The following is a 15,315-nucleotide window of genomic DNA, read 5'->3' on the forward strand; positions in this document are numbered from 1 at the left end:
GTGAGCACAAGAACGCCGGCGACGACGAGGGGAAGGGTGAGGGAGACGCTACGCATTCGGTGAGTCGATCAGGCCTGGACCGGGTCAGCCATGACGGGAGTCACAGCGGTGGTAACAGGCCTGTCACAGAAGGGAGGAGCCGCTCGGAGAGGGGCCTGACGAGGAGCCGGCCGTGCTCGCGGACCTGAGCTGAATCCGGTCGCGAAGGTAGTGTGAGCGGCTTGTGCCTGTTCGGGCGACCTCGTAGGAAAGAGAGTCAGACCATGGCCGCGCCTTACCCGCCGATCGAACCCTACGACCACGGCATGCTCCCCACCGGGGACGGCAACCTCGTCTACTGGGAGGCCTGCGGCAACCCCGACGGCAAGCCCGCCCTGGTCGTCCACGGCGGCCCCGGTTCGGGCTGCTCGACCGGCCGCCGCAGCTCCTTCGACCCGGAGCGCTACCGGATCATCCTCTTCGACCAGCGGGGATGTGGACGCAGCACACCCCACGCAAGCGATCCGGCCGCCGACATGGACGTCAACACCACCGAACACCGGATGGCCGACATGGAGCAGTTGCGCGAGCATCTCGGTGTCGAACGGTGGCTGCTCTTCGGCAGCTCCTGGGGTTCCACGCTCAGCCTCGCCTACGCCGAGCGGTACCCGGAACGAGTTTCGGAGATCGTCCTCGTCGCCGTCACCAGCACTCGTCGCACCGAGATCGACTGGCTCTACCGGGGTGTGGGCCGCTTCTTCCCCGAGGCCTGGGAGCGGTTCCGCGACGGTGTTCCCACGGCCGACCGCGACGGTGACCTCGTCGGGGCGTACGCACGCCTCATGAACAACCCCGACCTGAACGTACGGACCAAGGCCGCGCTCGACTGGTGCGCCTGGGAGGACGCGGTCCTGTCCGCGGAACCCAACGGCGCGCCCACCCCGTACAGCGACAGGCCGCCCCTCGCCATGCTCGCCTTCGTCCGGATCTGCGCGCACTACTTCGCACACGGAGCCTGGCTGGAGGAGGGCCAGTTGATCCGCGACGCGGGACGTCTGGCGGACATCCCCGGCGTCCTCATCCACGGCCGCCTCGACATGAGCGGACCGCTGGACACGGCCTGGGAACTCAGCCGCGCCTGGCCCGGCTCGGAACTGATCGTCATCGACGACTCGGGGCACAAGGGCAGCGCCACGATGAGCGCTGCACTGTACGAGACCTTCGAGCGGTTCGCGCCACGATGACCTCAACTGGCCCGGCTGAGCCCGCCGGCCTGGCCGGGCCGGCGTGCATCGCGGCCAGGCCCCATGGTCAACGACCGGCGCTGTACGGGCCGTTCAGTACCGCACCGGGAGAGCGAGCAGTCCCCGGGCCCGCATCGAGGGCCGCCACCGCAGAGTGTCGGGTGGAACGTCGAGGGCGAGGTGGGGAAAGCGGTCGAGGAGCGCGATGAGGGCGATCTCGGTCTCCATGCGGGCCAGTGGCGCGCCGAGGCAGTAGTGGATGCCGTGCCCGAGGGCGAGGTGGCCGGTGGCGTCGCGGGTGATGTCGACGTGGTCGGGATCGGCGAACTGGCCGGGGTCACGGTTCGCCGCGGCCAGGGACAGCAGGACGGTCTCGCCGGCCGGGATCGTGACACCGCCGATGGTGATGTCCTCCAGTGGGAAGCGACGGATCGCCAGCGGTGCGGGCCCGTCGTACCGGGCGAGCTCCGCGACCGCGCCGCCGACCCGGCCCGGTTCCGCCCGCAGCGCTTCGAGTTGGTCGGGGGCGGTCAGCAGGGCCAAGGTGGCGTTGCCGATGAGGTGGATGGTGTTTTCGTAGCCGGCGAACAGGATGAGGAAGACCAGTGACATCAACTCGTCCTCGCTGAGCCGGTCCTCGTCGCCCTCCCCGGCCCCGGAGCGGTCCTGGTGGCTCTCGTCCCGTGCGGCGATCATCGCGGAGAGCAGGTCGTCGGCGGGGTGGGACCGCTTGGCGGCGATCAGGTGGGTGAAGTACCCCAGCATGCTCCCGACCGCTTCCTTGGCGCGCGAGGGCTGGGCGGGGTCCGGCGTGATGAGGGCGTCGGTCCAGGACCGGAAGTCCTGGCGGTCGGCCGGGGCCACCCCGAGCAGGTCGCAGATGACGGTGATCGGCAGTGGGGCCGCGTACGAGGCGATCAGATCGGTACGACCGTGCGGGGCGATGGCGTCCAGCAGGTCGTCGGCGATCCGCCGGATCGGGGCGCGCAGCTCCTCGATCCGGCGGGGCGTGAACGCCTGCGAGACCAGCCGGCGGATACGGGTGTGGTCCGGCGGGTCCATGTTCAGCAGGTTCGCGTCCAACGCGGGCGGCAGGGCGAGTCCTTGGTAGCCGCCGGGCCGCGCGTTGCGCTTGTCCAGAGCGAGCCGCGGATCCGCCAGCGCCCGGCGCACATCGGCGTAGCGGGTGATCAGCCAGGCCGGCAGTCCGTCCGTACCGGTGATCCGGTGAACGGGCCCGGCCTCGCGCAACCGCGCGTACACGGCGTGCGGATCGTCGATCAGCTCGGCGGGGTCAAAGGACTGCGGAGGGCCGGACGTTGTGGTGGGCATGAACCCACCCTAGATTCCCCACCTCGCCATCTCACGCCCGGTAGCGCACCGAACTACCGCCTGCACAGGCGACCTGCGACGGCCCTGTGGACGGAGCAGTTCGGGATGTCCCGGAAACCCGACCGGTGGACGAGCGCTTCGTTCAAGACCGGGTGGCACCGTGCGATCGAGACTGCCCGCATGACCGAACGAACCTTCACCCCAGCACTGGGCCGCGTCGCCCGGGTGCGGGTGCGGGGGCGGGTGCGGCACCGGAATGGCGGGTCGGCATGGGGGACGCGCTGGTGGAGGTCCTCGGCGCGGATGTGGCGAGCACCGTGGTCTCCAGCCTGGCCCTTCACCAATGTCCGGTCGTGATGAAGGGGCGAAGGCGCTGGGGTGACAGCCCGGCCGTCGCGGCGAGGCCCGGCATCGGAACTTTCCGCTCCGCCAGTGTGTTCATCGCCTTCACCAGCCGGGCATCGAGCTCGGCCGACGGAAGCGCACCGGCGGCACTGATGTCCTTCTCGCTGAGGCCGCGCAGCTCGGGGGCCGGGGTGATGCCGTTGCCGCAGCGGTCGCGCAGCCGGTCCGCGAACGCGCAATGCGGCTCGATGAAGAAAGTGACCAGGGTCGTCATCGCCAGGATGCGATGCCGCGTCATCGGCGGCACGATCAGCGCCTTGGCGCGGTGGTGGGTGCCGTAAGCGTCCATCATGGTCACCTCGCCCTGGACGGCGATGGCGACTTGGAAGGCGGCGTGGGCATGCAGCGAGCCCGCCGCCGACGGGCCCCGGTACACGGCGTTGCCCTCGCGGATGGCGAATCCCGGCACCATCTCCTCCCCCACCTCCACACCCTCGATACTGCCAGGCAGACACGACACCAGCGGACGGGTCCTGGAGATGGTGTCCTGTCCGGGGCCTGCCCCTAGTTCTGCTGGGTCTCCACGAGACCTGACTCGTAGGCGGCGATCACCGCTTGGGCGCGGTCCCGGACGCTGAGCTTGTCGAAGATGCTGGTGATGTAGTTCTTGACGGTGGAGACGGTGATGTCCAGCGCGCGGGCGATCTCCGCGTTGTCGAGGCCGGTGGCGATCAGGCGCCACACCTCGACCTCGCGGGGCGTGAGTTCATTGAGGCTGATCGGTGGCTTCTGCGGACGGTGCGGGGCTCTGACGTAGGTGGAGATGAGCCGGGTGAGCAGCCGGGGCGCGACGGTGGCCTCACCCGCGTGGACGATGTGGATCGCCGCGACGAGTTCCTCCGGGGAGATGTCCTTGGGCAGGAATCCGTAGGCGCCGGCGCGGAGCGCGCCCACGACGTACTCGTCCATGTCGAAGGTGCTCAGGGCCAGCACACGGCAGTCGGGGAGCGCGGCGGCGAGCTGCTCGGTCGCCTGGACACCGTCGAGGACGGGCATCCGGATGTCCATCACGACGACGTCCGGCCGGAAGCGGTGCGCGAGGGCGACGGCCTGTTCGCCGTCCTCAGCTTCGGCCACCACCTCGAACGCCGGGTCGGGGGAGAGGATGAGTGCCAGGCCGCGCCGTACCAGCGGCTGGTCGTCGGCGATCAGCACGCTGATCTTCTGCTGCGGGACTGCGCTCATCGGAGGAGTTCCGCTCTCTCATCCGCTGCCAGTGGCAGGCTGGCCGCCACCCTGAATCCGCCGCCGTCCAGCCCGCCGGTCTCCAGGGTGCCGCCCTGCAGGGCGACACGTTCGTGCATGCCGATCAGCCCGTAGCCGGTACGGGACGCCGCTGCCGTTTCCAGCGCTCCCACGGGCACCAGCGCGCCCGCGCCGTCATCGAGGACCTCGACGTCGACGCGGTCCGGGAGATACGTCAGCTGTACCGACGCGCGGGCCCGGCCGGCGTGTTTGCGAGCGTTGGTGAGTGCTTCCTGTACGACCCGGAACACGGTGAGCCCGACGGTCGGCGGCAGTGGTCTCTCCTGGCCGCAGACCCGGAACTCGGTGGGCAGGCCGGCCAGCCGGGACTCGGTGACGATACGGTCGATGTCATCGGCTCCGGGTTGGGGTGCGTGCGGCGCGAGCTCCGGTTCGTCGCCTGCGCGCAGGACGTCGAGGAGCTGGCGCATCTCGCCCAGGGCCATCCGCCCGGAGGACTCCAGGGTGAGCAGCGCGTCCCGCGCGGCTTCGGGGTTGCCCGCGAGGTTGGCTCGTGCCCCGCCGGCCATCAGCTGCATGGTGGTGATGTGGTGGGCCACGATGTCGTGCAGTTCCCGGGCGATGCGACGCCGTTCGTCGGCCACCGCTCGGTCGGCCAGCAACCTGCGGGTCGCCGCGACCTCCTGTTGCCAGCGGCTGACCACGATCGCCGTTATGACGACGATAAGGACGGCGAGGACATTGGCAAGGACGTCCGTCCTCGACGTGGTCCGCCCGAAACTCTGACTCAGCAGCGTCAGGAGCACCGTCACGATGGACACCACCGCTGTCATCGGACCGGAGCAGACTCGGGCCGCCGAGTACAGGCCCACCGTGATGACCGCTCCGAAGTGGCTCGGCAGCGACGAGGACAGATTCAGCACCGCGGTGAAGGCCAGCACGGCGATGAACGCCGGCATCGGATGGCTACGGCGGGCCAGCAGCGGCAGAGCGGACAGGACGACGAGAAGGACTCCAGGGACCGTGACGGAACCGTCCTCGGTCTGGCTGCCGATCAGGTAACCGAGAAGGTCCACGACTGCGGCCCCGACGGCAACGAGCCCGTCGTTGCGCGTCCACGGCAGCGCGCCGGGAATCAGTGGCGCGGTGTACCGGCGCGTTCGCATGGTGCCCCTCCCTGTTCTCGGCCCTCCGGGTGCTCCCCCGGGCGGACGACCTGCTGGCTGATCCATTCTCGCATCGGGCCGAGGGCCGGACATTCCCCCTGCGGCTGATCTTCGACCAGGACCACGGTCCTGGTCGGGGAGCATTGCCGGACCCCGGACCCCTGATCGTGTTCATCCTCTGCTCGGACGATCTCCAGGGCCCCCGCGTGATGGTCTGGAAACCGGCCGGGATCCCCCGGCGATGAAGTCCATTTGCCGGAGGACACAGTGATCCGCGCCCTGACCGGATTCTCCACCAGAAACCCGTGGAAGGTCATCGCCGTCTGGGCGGTGCTGGGTATCGTTCTGACCGCTCTGAGTTCGACGTTGATCTATCGGGTCACCCAGAACCAGACCGGGGATTTCCTGCCCAAGACGTATGACTCGGCCGCCGCGCTGAAAATCGCCGAGGACCAATTCGGGGTGAAATCCGACGCCAATACGGTCACCGTGCTCGTCGCCCGACCGGACGGCAAGGCCCTTACCGCGGCGGACCAGCAGCGGGTCGGCGCCGAGGCCGAGAAACTCGGCCGGCACCGGGTCACCATGCCAAAACCCAAGGACGGCGGACCGTCCTTCCTGCTCAAGGACTATTCACAAACGCCCCGGGTCACCCCGGCCATGATGGCGCCCGACCGGAGTTTCGAGCTGCTCTCCGCAGAGCTGGTCGGCAATTCCACGGCCCCCGGAATGCAGGACCTCTACCGGGCCTTCCGGGATGACGCCCGCGCGCAATTCACCGACGCGGGAATGCGCACCGGATTCACTGGCGGCCTGGCCGACACCGTCGACACCACCGACGCCGGTGAGACCGCCTCGAAGATCACGTCGATGCTCGTCATCGGGCTCATCGTGCTGCTCAATGTGCTGGTCTTCCGCAGCGTTCTCGCGGCATTGCTGCCACTGCTCGCCGTCGTCTTCATCGGCGGTGCGGCGTCGGGTGCCGTCGTCGGCGCCGCGATGCTCACCGGAATCAAACTGGACCCGGGCACCCCCTCACTGATCAGTGTGGTCCTGCTCGGCATCGGCACCGACTACCTGCTGTTCCTGCTGTTCCGCTTCCGCGAACAGCTGCGGGCGCACCCGGAGCAGAACGCCCGCACGGTGGCCGGTGAGGTATCCGGCCGAGTGGGCAACGCCATCACCTCGGCGGCGCTGACCATCGTGGCCGCCTTCGCCACACTCGGGGTTGCGTCCTTCGGACAGTTCCGGGTGCTCGGTCCGGCCATCGCCGTCTCGGTCCTGGTCATGCTGCTGGGCAGTCTCACCTTGATGCCGGCCATGCTGGCGGCAGCCGGCCGCAAGATGTTCTGGCCCTCCCGGGCCCTCAAGCGCGAGCCCCGTCCGGGCTCTGCCGCCCGCTTGGGCGACCTGGTCGCACGCCGGCCGCTGATGATGCTCGTCGCCTCCGTCGTCATGCTGGGCGCGCTGTCCGCCGGGCTGGTCGGGATCCGGATGGACTACGGCCTGCACAACGGAGGACCGCAGACCGCGGCCGCGACCACCGCCACCGAGATCTCCCGTGCCCTGCCGGCCGGCGTATCGGACCCGACGAGCGTCTTCGTCACCGCCAAGGACGGCGGCACCCTGCGCTCGGACCGGCTCGACGCCCTCTCGCAGGCGCTCACCAAGGTCAAGGGCGTGGGCCAGGTGGGCAAGACCACCCTGAACCAGGACCACCGCGCCGCTCGGATCGACCTCTACCTGACAGCGGATCCGCAGAGCCAGCAGGCTCGTGACCTGGTCTCCGGGCCGGTCCGGGATACGGTCGCCGCGCACACACCCACCGGTTTGACAGCACATGTCGGCGGGACGGCAGCGATCTTCGCCGACATATCGACCGCGGTCGACCATGACCTGAAGATCGTGTTCCCGGTCGCGGCCGTGCTGATCTCTCTGATCCTGCTCGTGCTGCTGCGAAGCCTGCTCGCGCCGATGATCCTCATGCTCTCCGTCGGCCTCGGCTTCGCCGCCACCCTCGGCGCCTCCACCCTGCTGTTCCAGCACCTGTTGAACAAGCCGGGCGTCGCCTTCACCCTGCCCCTGGTGCTGTTCCTGTTCGTCGTCGCGCTGGGCACCGACTACAACATCCTGATCAGCGACCGCATACGGGAGGAGATGGAACGGCCGGGACCGGCCCGCGCAGCCGTGGCCCGTGCCGTACGACACACCACGCCGGCCATCGCGACCGCGGGGCTGGTATTGGCCGGCTCCTTCGCGAGTCTCGCCGCCACTCCGTCGAGCCAGCAGGTCGGCTTCGCGACAGCCCTCGGCATCATGCTCTCCGCGTTCATCCTGTCGATCGTGCTGGTGCCCGCACTGGCCGCCCTGCTCGGCCGCAGCATCTGGTGGCCGGTCCGCCCCGGCAAGCACGCAAGCCGTCACCCGCAACACCACACGAACGTGCCGACGCAGGAGCGTGACCGGATCCCGTCCTACTGACCGTGCACCCCACGGTGTCCCCGCTCACGAGCGGGGACACCCGCGCGCGGCCTGGTCAGCCGGCCTTGGACAGCGCCTGCGGTGCGTAGATCTCGACTGCATCCATCAGACGGCCCACCCTCCGAGTGGTCCCCGACCCGTCACCGACCGTCCCGGACGCCGGCCGCGCCATGGAATCATCAGGATGTGATGGGCGACTGGGAGTGGGACGACACGCTGTTCCTCGGCACAGCCACCTACTACGGGCGCGGGAGGCTGCCCTACGCTCCCGGGCTCGCGGACCTGCTGGCCACGGCCGTACAGCTCGACGGGCGGGGGCGTTTGCTCGATGTGGGATGTGGTCCTGGCACCCCCGCCCTGAGCCTGGCGCACCTGTTCGGCGAGATCGTCGGTCTGGACCCGGACGGTGGAATGCTCGCCGAAGCCGAGCGCGGGGCCGCACGGGCGGGAGCGGCCCGAAAGGCGCGGTGGGTGCAGGCCCGGGCCGAGGAACTGCCCGTGGGTCTTGGAGAGTTCACCGTCGCGACGTTCGGCCAGTCCTTCCACTGGATGGATCGCGACCTGGTGGCGGCCACCGTCAGGGACATGCTCCGGCCCGGCGGGGCGCTGGTGCACATCTCCGACCTCAAGACGGAGATCCGAACCGTCAACGGACTTCCGTATCCAGCCGTGCCCTACGCCGCGATCGACACGCTGGTCAGGCACCACCTGGGACCGGTCCGACGAGCCGGGCGGGGGGTGCTGACGCACGGAACACCCGGTGATGAGGCGGCGGTGCTCACACGGGCCGGCTTCTCCGGCCCCCAACGCCATGTCGTCCCCGGCGGGCAAGCGCTGGAACGCACGTCCGACGACATCGTCGCGTGGGCGTTCTCCATGTCGTCCTCGGCTCCCCATCTGTTCGGCCCGCACCGCGACGACTTCGAGGCGGATCTCCGTCGGCTACTGCGCGACGTGTCCCCGGCAGACCGGTTCTCCGAACGACAGCCGGGCACCGAGGTCTTCGTCTGGTGGAAGAGCCCCGCCGGGCCGGCACCGCTGCCGGCGTAACGCGGACCAACGGACCAGCGCGAACCAGCCGACCTGCGCGCCCACCCCGCGCGCAGGTCCGCTGCATCCGCACCGCGCATCGGCGGCGGCCTTCACCACCGCCGAGTGGCGCTCAGGTCGTCCTGGCCGAGGTCAGGAGCTCGTGAGGATGACGAGTTGCTGAGTCGCGCGGGTCATCGCGACATAGCGATCAACGGCTCCCTCGATGCCCGTGCCGAACGACTCCGGGTCGATGAGGACCACCAGGTCGAACTCGAGCCCCTTCGACAGCTCCGGGGTCAGCGACCGGACGCGGGATGTCGCCCGGAACGTGGGATCGCCGATGACGCAGGCGATGCCTTCGTCATGGGCGGTGAGCCACGTGTCGAGGATCGAGTCCAGCTCCGCAACGGATCCATGGACGACGGGGAGATCGCTGCTGCGGATGGAGGTCGGCACATTGGCGTCCGGGAGTACGGTCCGGATGACCAGCTCGGCCTCCGTCATCACCTCTTCCGGCGTCCGGTAGTTGATGCTCAGGGAGGCCACGGTGATCCGGTCGAGCCCGACCCGCTCGAGCCGTTCCTGCCACGACTCCGTGAACCCGTGCCTGGCCTGGGCGCGGTCCCCGACGATGGTGAAGCTCCGGGACGGGCAGCGCAGCAGCAGCATCTGCCATTCGGCATCGGTCAGTTCCTGCGCCTCGTCCACGACGACGTGCGCGAACGGGCCGGCCAGCACATCGGGTTCGGCGCCGACCAGTGCGCTCTCGTCGATCAGGGTGTCCTGCAGGTCCTGTCCGCGCAGCATCCCCACCGCGCCTTCGCTCTCGTCGATCAGCATGTTCTGCAGCAGGCTGTCGATGGCGGCGGCCCTGGTCGCGCGTTCGGCGGCGACGGCGGCCTCGTTCCGCCGCATGCGCCGGGACGCCTCCGGGTCGCCGAGCCGCTGCCGTGCCGCGTCCAGCAGCGGCAGGTCGGACACCGTCCAGGCCTCGGTCTGCGCGCGCTGCAGCTTGCGGACGTCATCGGGACCGAGCCAGGGCGCGCACTTGCGCAGATAGGCGGGCACCGACCACAGATCCGCGACGAGGTCGGTCGCCTCGACCAGGGGCCACGCCCGGTGGAGGGCCTTGAGCAGCGCCCTGTCCTGCAGCAGCGACCTCCGCAGCAGCTCGGGCGAGGCTTCGCTGTCGTCCTTGTCCATCAGGATCGTGAGCAGCTCCTCCATGATCTGTTCGTGTGCCTCGTTGTGCGGAGTGCCCTGCTCCACCGCTTCGAACGCGACCGCCCAATCGCGGGGGCTCAGCCAGAGGTCGGACCAGTGGGTCGCGACCGTCATCCCCTTGGTGGGCGGCTCCTCGTAGATGCCGACGGCCGCCTCGATCGCCTTCACCAGGTCCGCGGACGACTTCAGACGGGCCACGTCCGGGTCGGGCTCGATCACTGCTCCGGCTCCCTCGGCGACGAGGTCCCGCAGGGTGCAGGTCTGCACGCCCTCCTCTCCGAGGCTGGGCAGGACATCGGCGACGTAGGCCAGGTAGGGCTGGTGCGGGCCGACGAACAGCACGCCGCCCCGACGGTGCCCGAGGCGGGGATCGGAGTAGAGGAGGTAGGCGGAGCGGTGCAGGGCGACGACGGTCTTCCCCGTACCCGGGCCGCCGTCGACGACGAGAGCGCCGCGGGATCCCGCCCTGATGACGGCGTCCTGGTCGGTCTGGATGGTGGAGAGCACGTCCCGCATCCGGGCCGACCGGTTGCTGCCCAGGCTGGCGATGAACGCGGACTGGTCGTCGAGCGCGGCGCGCCCTTCGAGCCCTTCGGCGGTGAACACCTCGTCCCAGTAGTCGCTGATCCGGCCGCGCGTCCAGCGGTACCTGCGGCGGCTCGCCAGACCCATCGGATTGGCGTGGGTCGCCGCGAAGAACGGCTCAGCCGCGGGGGAACGCCAGTCGAGCAGCAGCCGGCGACCAGTGCTGTCGGTGAGGCCGAGTCGTCCGATGTACACCGGCTCGGAGTCTTCCGCACTGACGATGTGGCCCAGACACAGGTCGAGACCGAAGCGCCGCAGGGCGCGCAGCCGACCGGTCAGGCGGTGGATCTCCGTGTCGCGGTCCATCGCTCCGCGGCCGATGCCGCCGGGTGCCCTGCGCTCGGCGTCGAGGAGGGCGGACAGTTCGGCGATCGCCTGCTCGAGGCTCTCCGCGATGGCCGCGAAGTGCTGCTCGTCGCCGGCGATCATCGCCGGTTCCGCCTTGGGCGCGAGGCGGTCGGGAAGGTCGAACGCGCTGGTGGTGGTCAGAGGGTTCATGTTCATCGCCTCCGGTCCGAGGTCGCTGCCGCGACGGCCGGAGCGCACACCCGCATCCCGGTGCCGGGGACTCGCACCCGCAATGCGTATCCCATCACCACCGACTCGATGTCACCGCACGACCCGTAAACCGACAACAACACATGCACTTCGTGAATCTCCCATTTCTGCAGGTTATGACCTCGGCCCGTGATTGTGCCCCACGACCGGGGCCTTGCCGCAAGCCCCCCATTGCGCTATAAGTTGAAAGTGGCAAGGAGTGGATATTCCTCCTGCCCTCCTCGCCCACTCGGGGCCGACAAGCCACCTGCAGTCGCCGAACGCGGCCTTCTCGTCCTCTTGAGCAAGTTCGCCGCATTTTCCTTGCTGCGCAAGCCAGCCCGGACGGGTTGGGTGCGTGATCGTCCCGCGTGTCTCGTAGGCTCCGGGCCATGAGTAACGGGGAATCCGGCAGACGGGTCATCGACGGGCGCTTCGAGCTGGAAGCGCGGCTCGGCAGCGGTGGCATGGGGCTGGTGTGGCGGGCACGCGATCTCGTGCTCGACCGGGCGGTGGCGCTCAAGGAAGTACGGCCGTCGGATCCCGGGCTGGCCGAGTACGACCCGCCCGCCGCAAGCCTGTTGCGGGCCCGGGTGCTGCGGGAGGCCCGTGCGCTGGCCCGGGTCGAGCATCCCAATGTGGTGACCATCCACCACGTCGTGGACGGCGGTGAGGGCACCTACCCCTGGCTCGTCATGGAGCTGGTGACCGGCGGATCGCTTCAGGACCGGCTCGCGCGCGGGCCGATGGAGCCGGTGGAGGCGGCTCTGCTGGGCCGCGAACTGCTGGCCGCGCTGCGGGCCGCGCACGCCGTGGGAATCCAGCACCGGGACGTCAAACCCCCCAACGTCCTGCTGCGCCCCGACGGGCGCCCGGTGCTCACCGACTTCGGCATTGCCGCGATCCGTGAGTCCACGGTCCTGACGGCCACCGGATCGATGATCGGTACCCCCGACTTCATGGCCCCCGAGCGGATCACCGGGGACGGCGGCGGGCCGAGTTCGGACCTGTGGTCCCTGGCGATGATGCTGTATGTGGCGGTGGAGGGCCATCACCCGCTGCGCAGGGCAACCACCCTGGCCACGCTGGCGGCCGTCCTCAGCGAGGAGCTTCCGCCGCCGCGACAGGCCGGGCCGCTGACAGAATTCCTCAACGCCCTTCTGGTCAAGGACCCGGGCGACCGGCCGGACGCCGAGTCCCTGGACCGCATGCTGGCGGTCGCAGCCCAACAGCAGCCGACCGGACCGGTATCCGGTCCTGGACCGGTGCAAGGACACGGACCCGTGCCCGAGGCAACGTCCTTCCGGCTGGGATCTCCCGTCGCCGAGCCCACGGCGGCCCGGCCGGACGGTTTCGGGCCGCCCATGCCCCACGACGCCGTTCCCCACGGTGCCGGTTCCTCGGCCTATCCCTCGCCCTATTCCTCGCAGTACCCCTCCCCCTACGCCTCGCAGTACCCCTCGCCGGAGCCGGGCGCGACGCGCCCGTCCATCGGCAACCAGCGGCGCAGGCTCCGTACGCGACGGGTGGCGATCGGCTCGGCGGTCTGCGGAACCGTGCTGACGGGCGTGCTGGTGTGGACGCTGCTCCCGGAGCAGAACGGCGACAACATCGTGTCCGGGAAGCCCGGCTCGGACGCCTCCACGTCACATTCGTCGGGTCCGGTACCGACCACCGCACCGTCCACGACGCAACCGGAGAAGGATCCGGTGAAGGTGAGCCTGCTGACGCCCGACGGCATCCGTGCGGCGATCAAGGAACTGAAGGCGCAGATGGGGACCGACAAGGTCGGCCGCTTCGTGGTCTACCCGGAGTACATCTCCGCCGAAGGCATGGTCAAAGGCAGCGCCACCCACTACGACAGCTACGACTACCGGGTCGGACAGGGCGTGACCCGCGGCACGATCAGCGGAACACTCCTGGGCGGTGAACAGCCCGTCAGCCTGGACCTCTACAACTGGGACGCCCTGCCCGCCCTGCTCAGCCGGGCACAGAAGGACCTGAAAGTCCCCAAGCCCACGACGCGCTACCTCGTGCTCCGCCAGCCCAACAACATCTTCCATACCCCCGCGGGCATCGGCGTCTACCTTGCCGATGCCTACGACGGCGGTTACCTGGACGCAGATCCCAAGGGCAAGGTCACCAGGCTGATGCCCGCCGGTGACTAGCGGTCCTCCTCCGATCCCCGTTCCCAGGCGTCAGGAGGTGCCACCGAAGTCGACGTCCTTGGTCGCGACCGCCCCGGCGGTCCGTCCCGGCGCCGTCTGGTAGGTCCAGTACAGGTTCGTGTGCGCGATGACTTGGTCCGGCGGCGGCGCGCCCCATTCCGACTGGTCCCCCGTCGTGTGGGCGTCACTGACGAGCGTCGCGTCGTACCCCCGCGCGAACGCGCCGTGGAGGGTCGAGCGGATGCATGCATCGGTCTCCGCACCGGCGACGACGAGCCGTCCGACTCCGAGTCCCGACAGCACGGTCTCCAGGGTGGTGTCCTCGAAGGCGTCGCCGTAGTTCTTCTCGACCAACGGCTCGGCCTCGCCCGGAGTCAGCTCGGGGACGATCCGCCAGCTGTCGCTCCCCCGCACCAGGTGCTCGTCGGAATGCTGGACCCAGACGACCGGGACCCGCTCCCCCCGCGCCTGCTCGACCAGGCTGCCGACATTGGCGACGACCGCGTCGCGCTCATGGGCTTCCTGGACGACGCCGACCTGCACATCGACGACGAGGAGTGCGGTGTTCGGTCGGTTCTCGAGTGTGGTCATGGGTCCTCCTGATCACGCTGGGTTCCTCGGGCCATCCACGGTAGACCCACCCACTGTCAGCGAGGTCGATCACCGGCACGCGGCACCGGAAATCCGGCGGCATCGAGGAGGCCTGTCGGCCCCCTCGCCACCTGCCGTCGCACGCCGGCCGGAACGTGTGCAGGGGGCCGCTCGGGTGTCGGAACTGCTCCATCCGGGCCCATGGGGCAGTAGAAGCCACCTCACTCGGGGCACAGCTCCTTCCGTGCCGGCGTCCCGCCGCACACCGCATCACGTCCCGATGGAGATCCCCCATGAAGTTGCGCACTGCCGCGTCAGCCGCCACGACCACGTTGGTTCTGCTCGCCCTGGCCTCCCCCGCCGTGGCACAGACCGCGCCGCCCGCCCCGACCGCCCCCGCCGCTGCCCCGGCCGCGTGTGCCAAGGAGCAACTGGCCTACCTCACAGCCGAGGACCAGGCGATGGCAGCCGCCATCCAGGCGGACACCGCACGGAAGGCGGCCGACGCGGCCGAGAAGGACGTCGCTGTCCTGAAGGAGAGCTCGCACGTGGCGGGCGACCTGGGAGCGCAGTACGGCTCGCAGGGGCTGCAGGCCGGCATGGCGGTCTCCAAAGCCACCGACGCCCGGGATGCCGCGGCCACGGCCACGGCGCTCAAGAAGCTGGCGGAGCTCGCCAAGAGCAAGGGCGGCGCCGACGGCACCTACCAGTCCGACCGGCTGACGCGTCAGGCTGCCCTGGCGCAGAAGGCCACCAAGGCCAAGAACGCCATCACCCTCAACGCCACCGCCGACAAGGCCGAACTGGCCGCCATGACCGCGGTCAAGAACCTGGCAAAGCCCCGCACCCTGCTGGAAAGCTGCCTGAAGAAGGCCTCCGCCTGATCTTCCGGAGGGCACCACGGTGAGCAAGGCCCCTGGCAGTCCCGATGTCCCGGCGGAACCCACCGTCCGGAACGGCGCGGGACAGGTCCCGGCGACCTGGACCGATCACCGGCTGCCCTGACCGTCAGGTGCGGAGCGCCCATCCCGACGCCCCGCACCTGGCGGTTTCCCGCCCGGCTCGTTTCACACCCTCGCCAGCACCGGGTAGTCCGTATAGCCCTCCTCGACGGCGTTGACACCGGATCCGGGCGAGATCCGAAGGCCGACCCGCTCCGGGCCGATGGCCTCGGCGACGGCCCGGACCACTTCGGTCGTGAAGCGAATGCGTCCCTCCACCCCGCCGCCCCACTCGTCGGTCCTGCGGTTGGTGTTCCGCGCCAGGAACTGGTGCAGCAGATGGCCGTTGGCGGAGTGCACCTCCACACCGGCGAAGCCTCGCGCGTCATGGCCCATGCGAGGACCGTAGTGACCGCGGAATGCG

11 protein-coding genes and 1 pseudogene are annotated in these 15,315 nt (G+C 69.7%); 5 read left to right on the forward strand and 7 right to left on the reverse strand.

Annotated features, from left to right (window positions below):
* The first annotated feature begins 263 nt into the window (after positions 1–263).
* Positions 264–1,223: a prolyl aminopeptidase gene (gene pip / locus O3W51_RS10630; RefSeq protein ID WP_269285354.1), complete on the forward strand. Its 960-nt coding sequence runs from the start codon at positions 264–266 to the stop codon at positions 1,221–1,223.
* Between the two features lie 93 nt (positions 1,224–1,316).
* Here pip and O3W51_RS10635 read toward each other — a convergent pair whose 3' ends face one another.
* From O3W51_RS10635 to O3W51_RS10650, 4 genes are all read right to left on the reverse strand, one after another.
* Positions 1,317–2,555, reverse strand: a complete 1,239-nt coding sequence (locus O3W51_RS10635; RefSeq protein ID WP_138355387.1) for a cytochrome P450 family protein — start codon at positions 2,553–2,555, stop codon at positions 1,317–1,319.
* Positions 2,556–2,892: 337 nt separating this feature from the next.
* On the reverse strand, positions 2,893–3,390 hold the full coding sequence (locus tag O3W51_RS10640; protein ID WP_198358898.1) for a hypothetical protein: 498 nt from the start codon (positions 3,388–3,390) through the stop codon (positions 2,893–2,895).
* A 74-nt stretch (positions 3,391–3,464) separates the two neighbouring features.
* Positions 3,465–4,145 (reverse strand): response regulator, encoded by a 681-nt coding sequence (locus O3W51_RS10645; RefSeq protein WP_138355385.1) that lies wholly within the window; start codon positions 4,143–4,145, stop codon positions 3,465–3,467.
* Positions 4,142–5,332, reverse strand: a complete 1,191-nt coding sequence (locus O3W51_RS10650) for a sensor histidine kinase (RefSeq protein ID WP_138355384.1) — start codon at positions 5,330–5,332, stop codon at positions 4,142–4,144. Before O3W51_RS10650 ends, O3W51_RS10645 begins: the two co-directional genes overlap by 4 nt.
* A gap of 252 nt (positions 5,333–5,584) precedes the next feature.
* On the opposite strand from O3W51_RS10650, the gene O3W51_RS10655 reads away from it, so the two are divergent.
* Together O3W51_RS10655 and O3W51_RS10660 are read left to right on the forward strand one after the other, a co-directional pair.
* On the forward strand, positions 5,585–7,813 hold the full coding sequence (locus O3W51_RS10655) for an MMPL family transporter (protein ID WP_232485962.1): 2,229 nt from the start codon (positions 5,585–5,587) through the stop codon (positions 7,811–7,813).
* A gap of 189 nt (positions 7,814–8,002) precedes the next feature.
* Complete coding sequence (locus O3W51_RS10660; RefSeq protein ID WP_138355383.1) at positions 8,003–8,863, forward strand: class I SAM-dependent methyltransferase; 861 nt, start codon at positions 8,003–8,005, stop codon at positions 8,861–8,863.
* Positions 8,864–8,995: 132 nt separating this feature from the next.
* On the opposite strand, the gene helR is transcribed toward O3W51_RS10660, so the two are convergent.
* On the reverse strand, positions 8,996–11,152 hold the full coding sequence (helR, locus tag O3W51_RS10665) for an RNA polymerase recycling motor ATPase HelR (RefSeq protein WP_138355382.1): 2,157 nt from the start codon (positions 11,150–11,152) through the stop codon (positions 8,996–8,998).
* A 431-nt stretch (positions 11,153–11,583) separates the two neighbouring features.
* Between helR and O3W51_RS10670 the strand changes: the two genes are divergently transcribed.
* The gene (locus O3W51_RS10670) at positions 11,584–13,359 is read left to right on the forward strand and encodes a serine/threonine protein kinase (RefSeq protein WP_138355381.1); all 1,776 of its coding nucleotides are present in this window, start codon (positions 11,584–11,586) and stop codon (positions 13,357–13,359) included.
* 30 nt (positions 13,360–13,389) lie between these two features.
* Here O3W51_RS10670 and O3W51_RS10675 read toward each other — a convergent pair whose 3' ends face one another.
* Positions 13,390–13,950 carry an isochorismatase family protein gene (locus tag O3W51_RS10675; RefSeq protein WP_138355380.1) on the reverse strand — a complete coding sequence of 187 codons (561 nt, stop codon included), beginning with the start codon at positions 13,948–13,950 and terminating at the stop codon, positions 13,390–13,392.
* Between the two features lie 293 nt (positions 13,951–14,243).
* On the opposite strand from O3W51_RS10675, the gene O3W51_RS10680 reads away from it, so the two are divergent.
* Positions 14,244–14,834 (forward strand): hypothetical protein, encoded by a 591-nt coding sequence (locus tag O3W51_RS10680; protein ID WP_269285361.1) that lies wholly within the window; start codon positions 14,244–14,246, stop codon positions 14,832–14,834.
* Between the two features lie 195 nt (positions 14,835–15,029).
* Here O3W51_RS10680 and O3W51_RS10685 read toward each other — a convergent pair.
* A pseudogene (locus tag O3W51_RS10685) lies at positions 15,030–15,269 on the reverse strand (oxidoreductase); the annotation flags it as partial.
* Positions 15,270–15,315: the final 46 nt, after the last annotated feature.

The sequence above is a fragment of the Streptomyces sp. H39-C1 genome (assembly GCF_027158125.1).
Classification (GTDB): Bacteria; Actinomycetota; Actinomycetes; order Streptomycetales; family Streptomycetaceae; genus Actinacidiphila; species Actinacidiphila fildesensis.

Coding starts and splice junctions, on each gene's coding strand:
- pip (WP_269285354.1), top strand. CDS start 264: ATGGCCGCGCCTTACCCGCCGATCGAACCCTACGACCACGGCATGCTC.
- O3W51_RS10635 (WP_138355387.1), bottom strand. CDS start 2,555: ATGCCCACCACAACGTCCGGCCCTCCGCAGTCCTTTGACCCCGCCGAG.
- O3W51_RS10645 (WP_138355385.1), bottom strand. CDS start 4,145: ATGAGCGCAGTCCCGCAGCAGAAGATCAGCGTGCTGATCGCCGACGAC.
- O3W51_RS10650 (WP_138355384.1), bottom strand. CDS start 5,332: ATGCGAACGCGCCGGTACACCGCGCCACTGATTCCCGGCGCGCTGCCG.
- O3W51_RS10660 (WP_138355383.1), top strand. CDS start 8,003: ATGGGCGACTGGGAGTGGGACGACACGCTGTTCCTCGGCACAGCCACC.
- helR (WP_138355382.1), bottom strand. CDS start 11,152: ATGAACCCTCTGACCACCACCAGCGCGTTCGACCTTCCCGACCGCCTC.
- O3W51_RS10670 (WP_138355381.1), top strand. CDS start 11,584: ATGAGTAACGGGGAATCCGGCAGACGGGTCATCGACGGGCGCTTCGAG.
- O3W51_RS10675 (WP_138355380.1), bottom strand. CDS start 13,950: ATGACCACACTCGAGAACCGACCGAACACCGCACTCCTCGTCGTCGAT.
- O3W51_RS10680 (WP_269285361.1), top strand. CDS start 14,244: ATGAAGTTGCGCACTGCCGCGTCAGCCGCCACGACCACGTTGGTTCTG.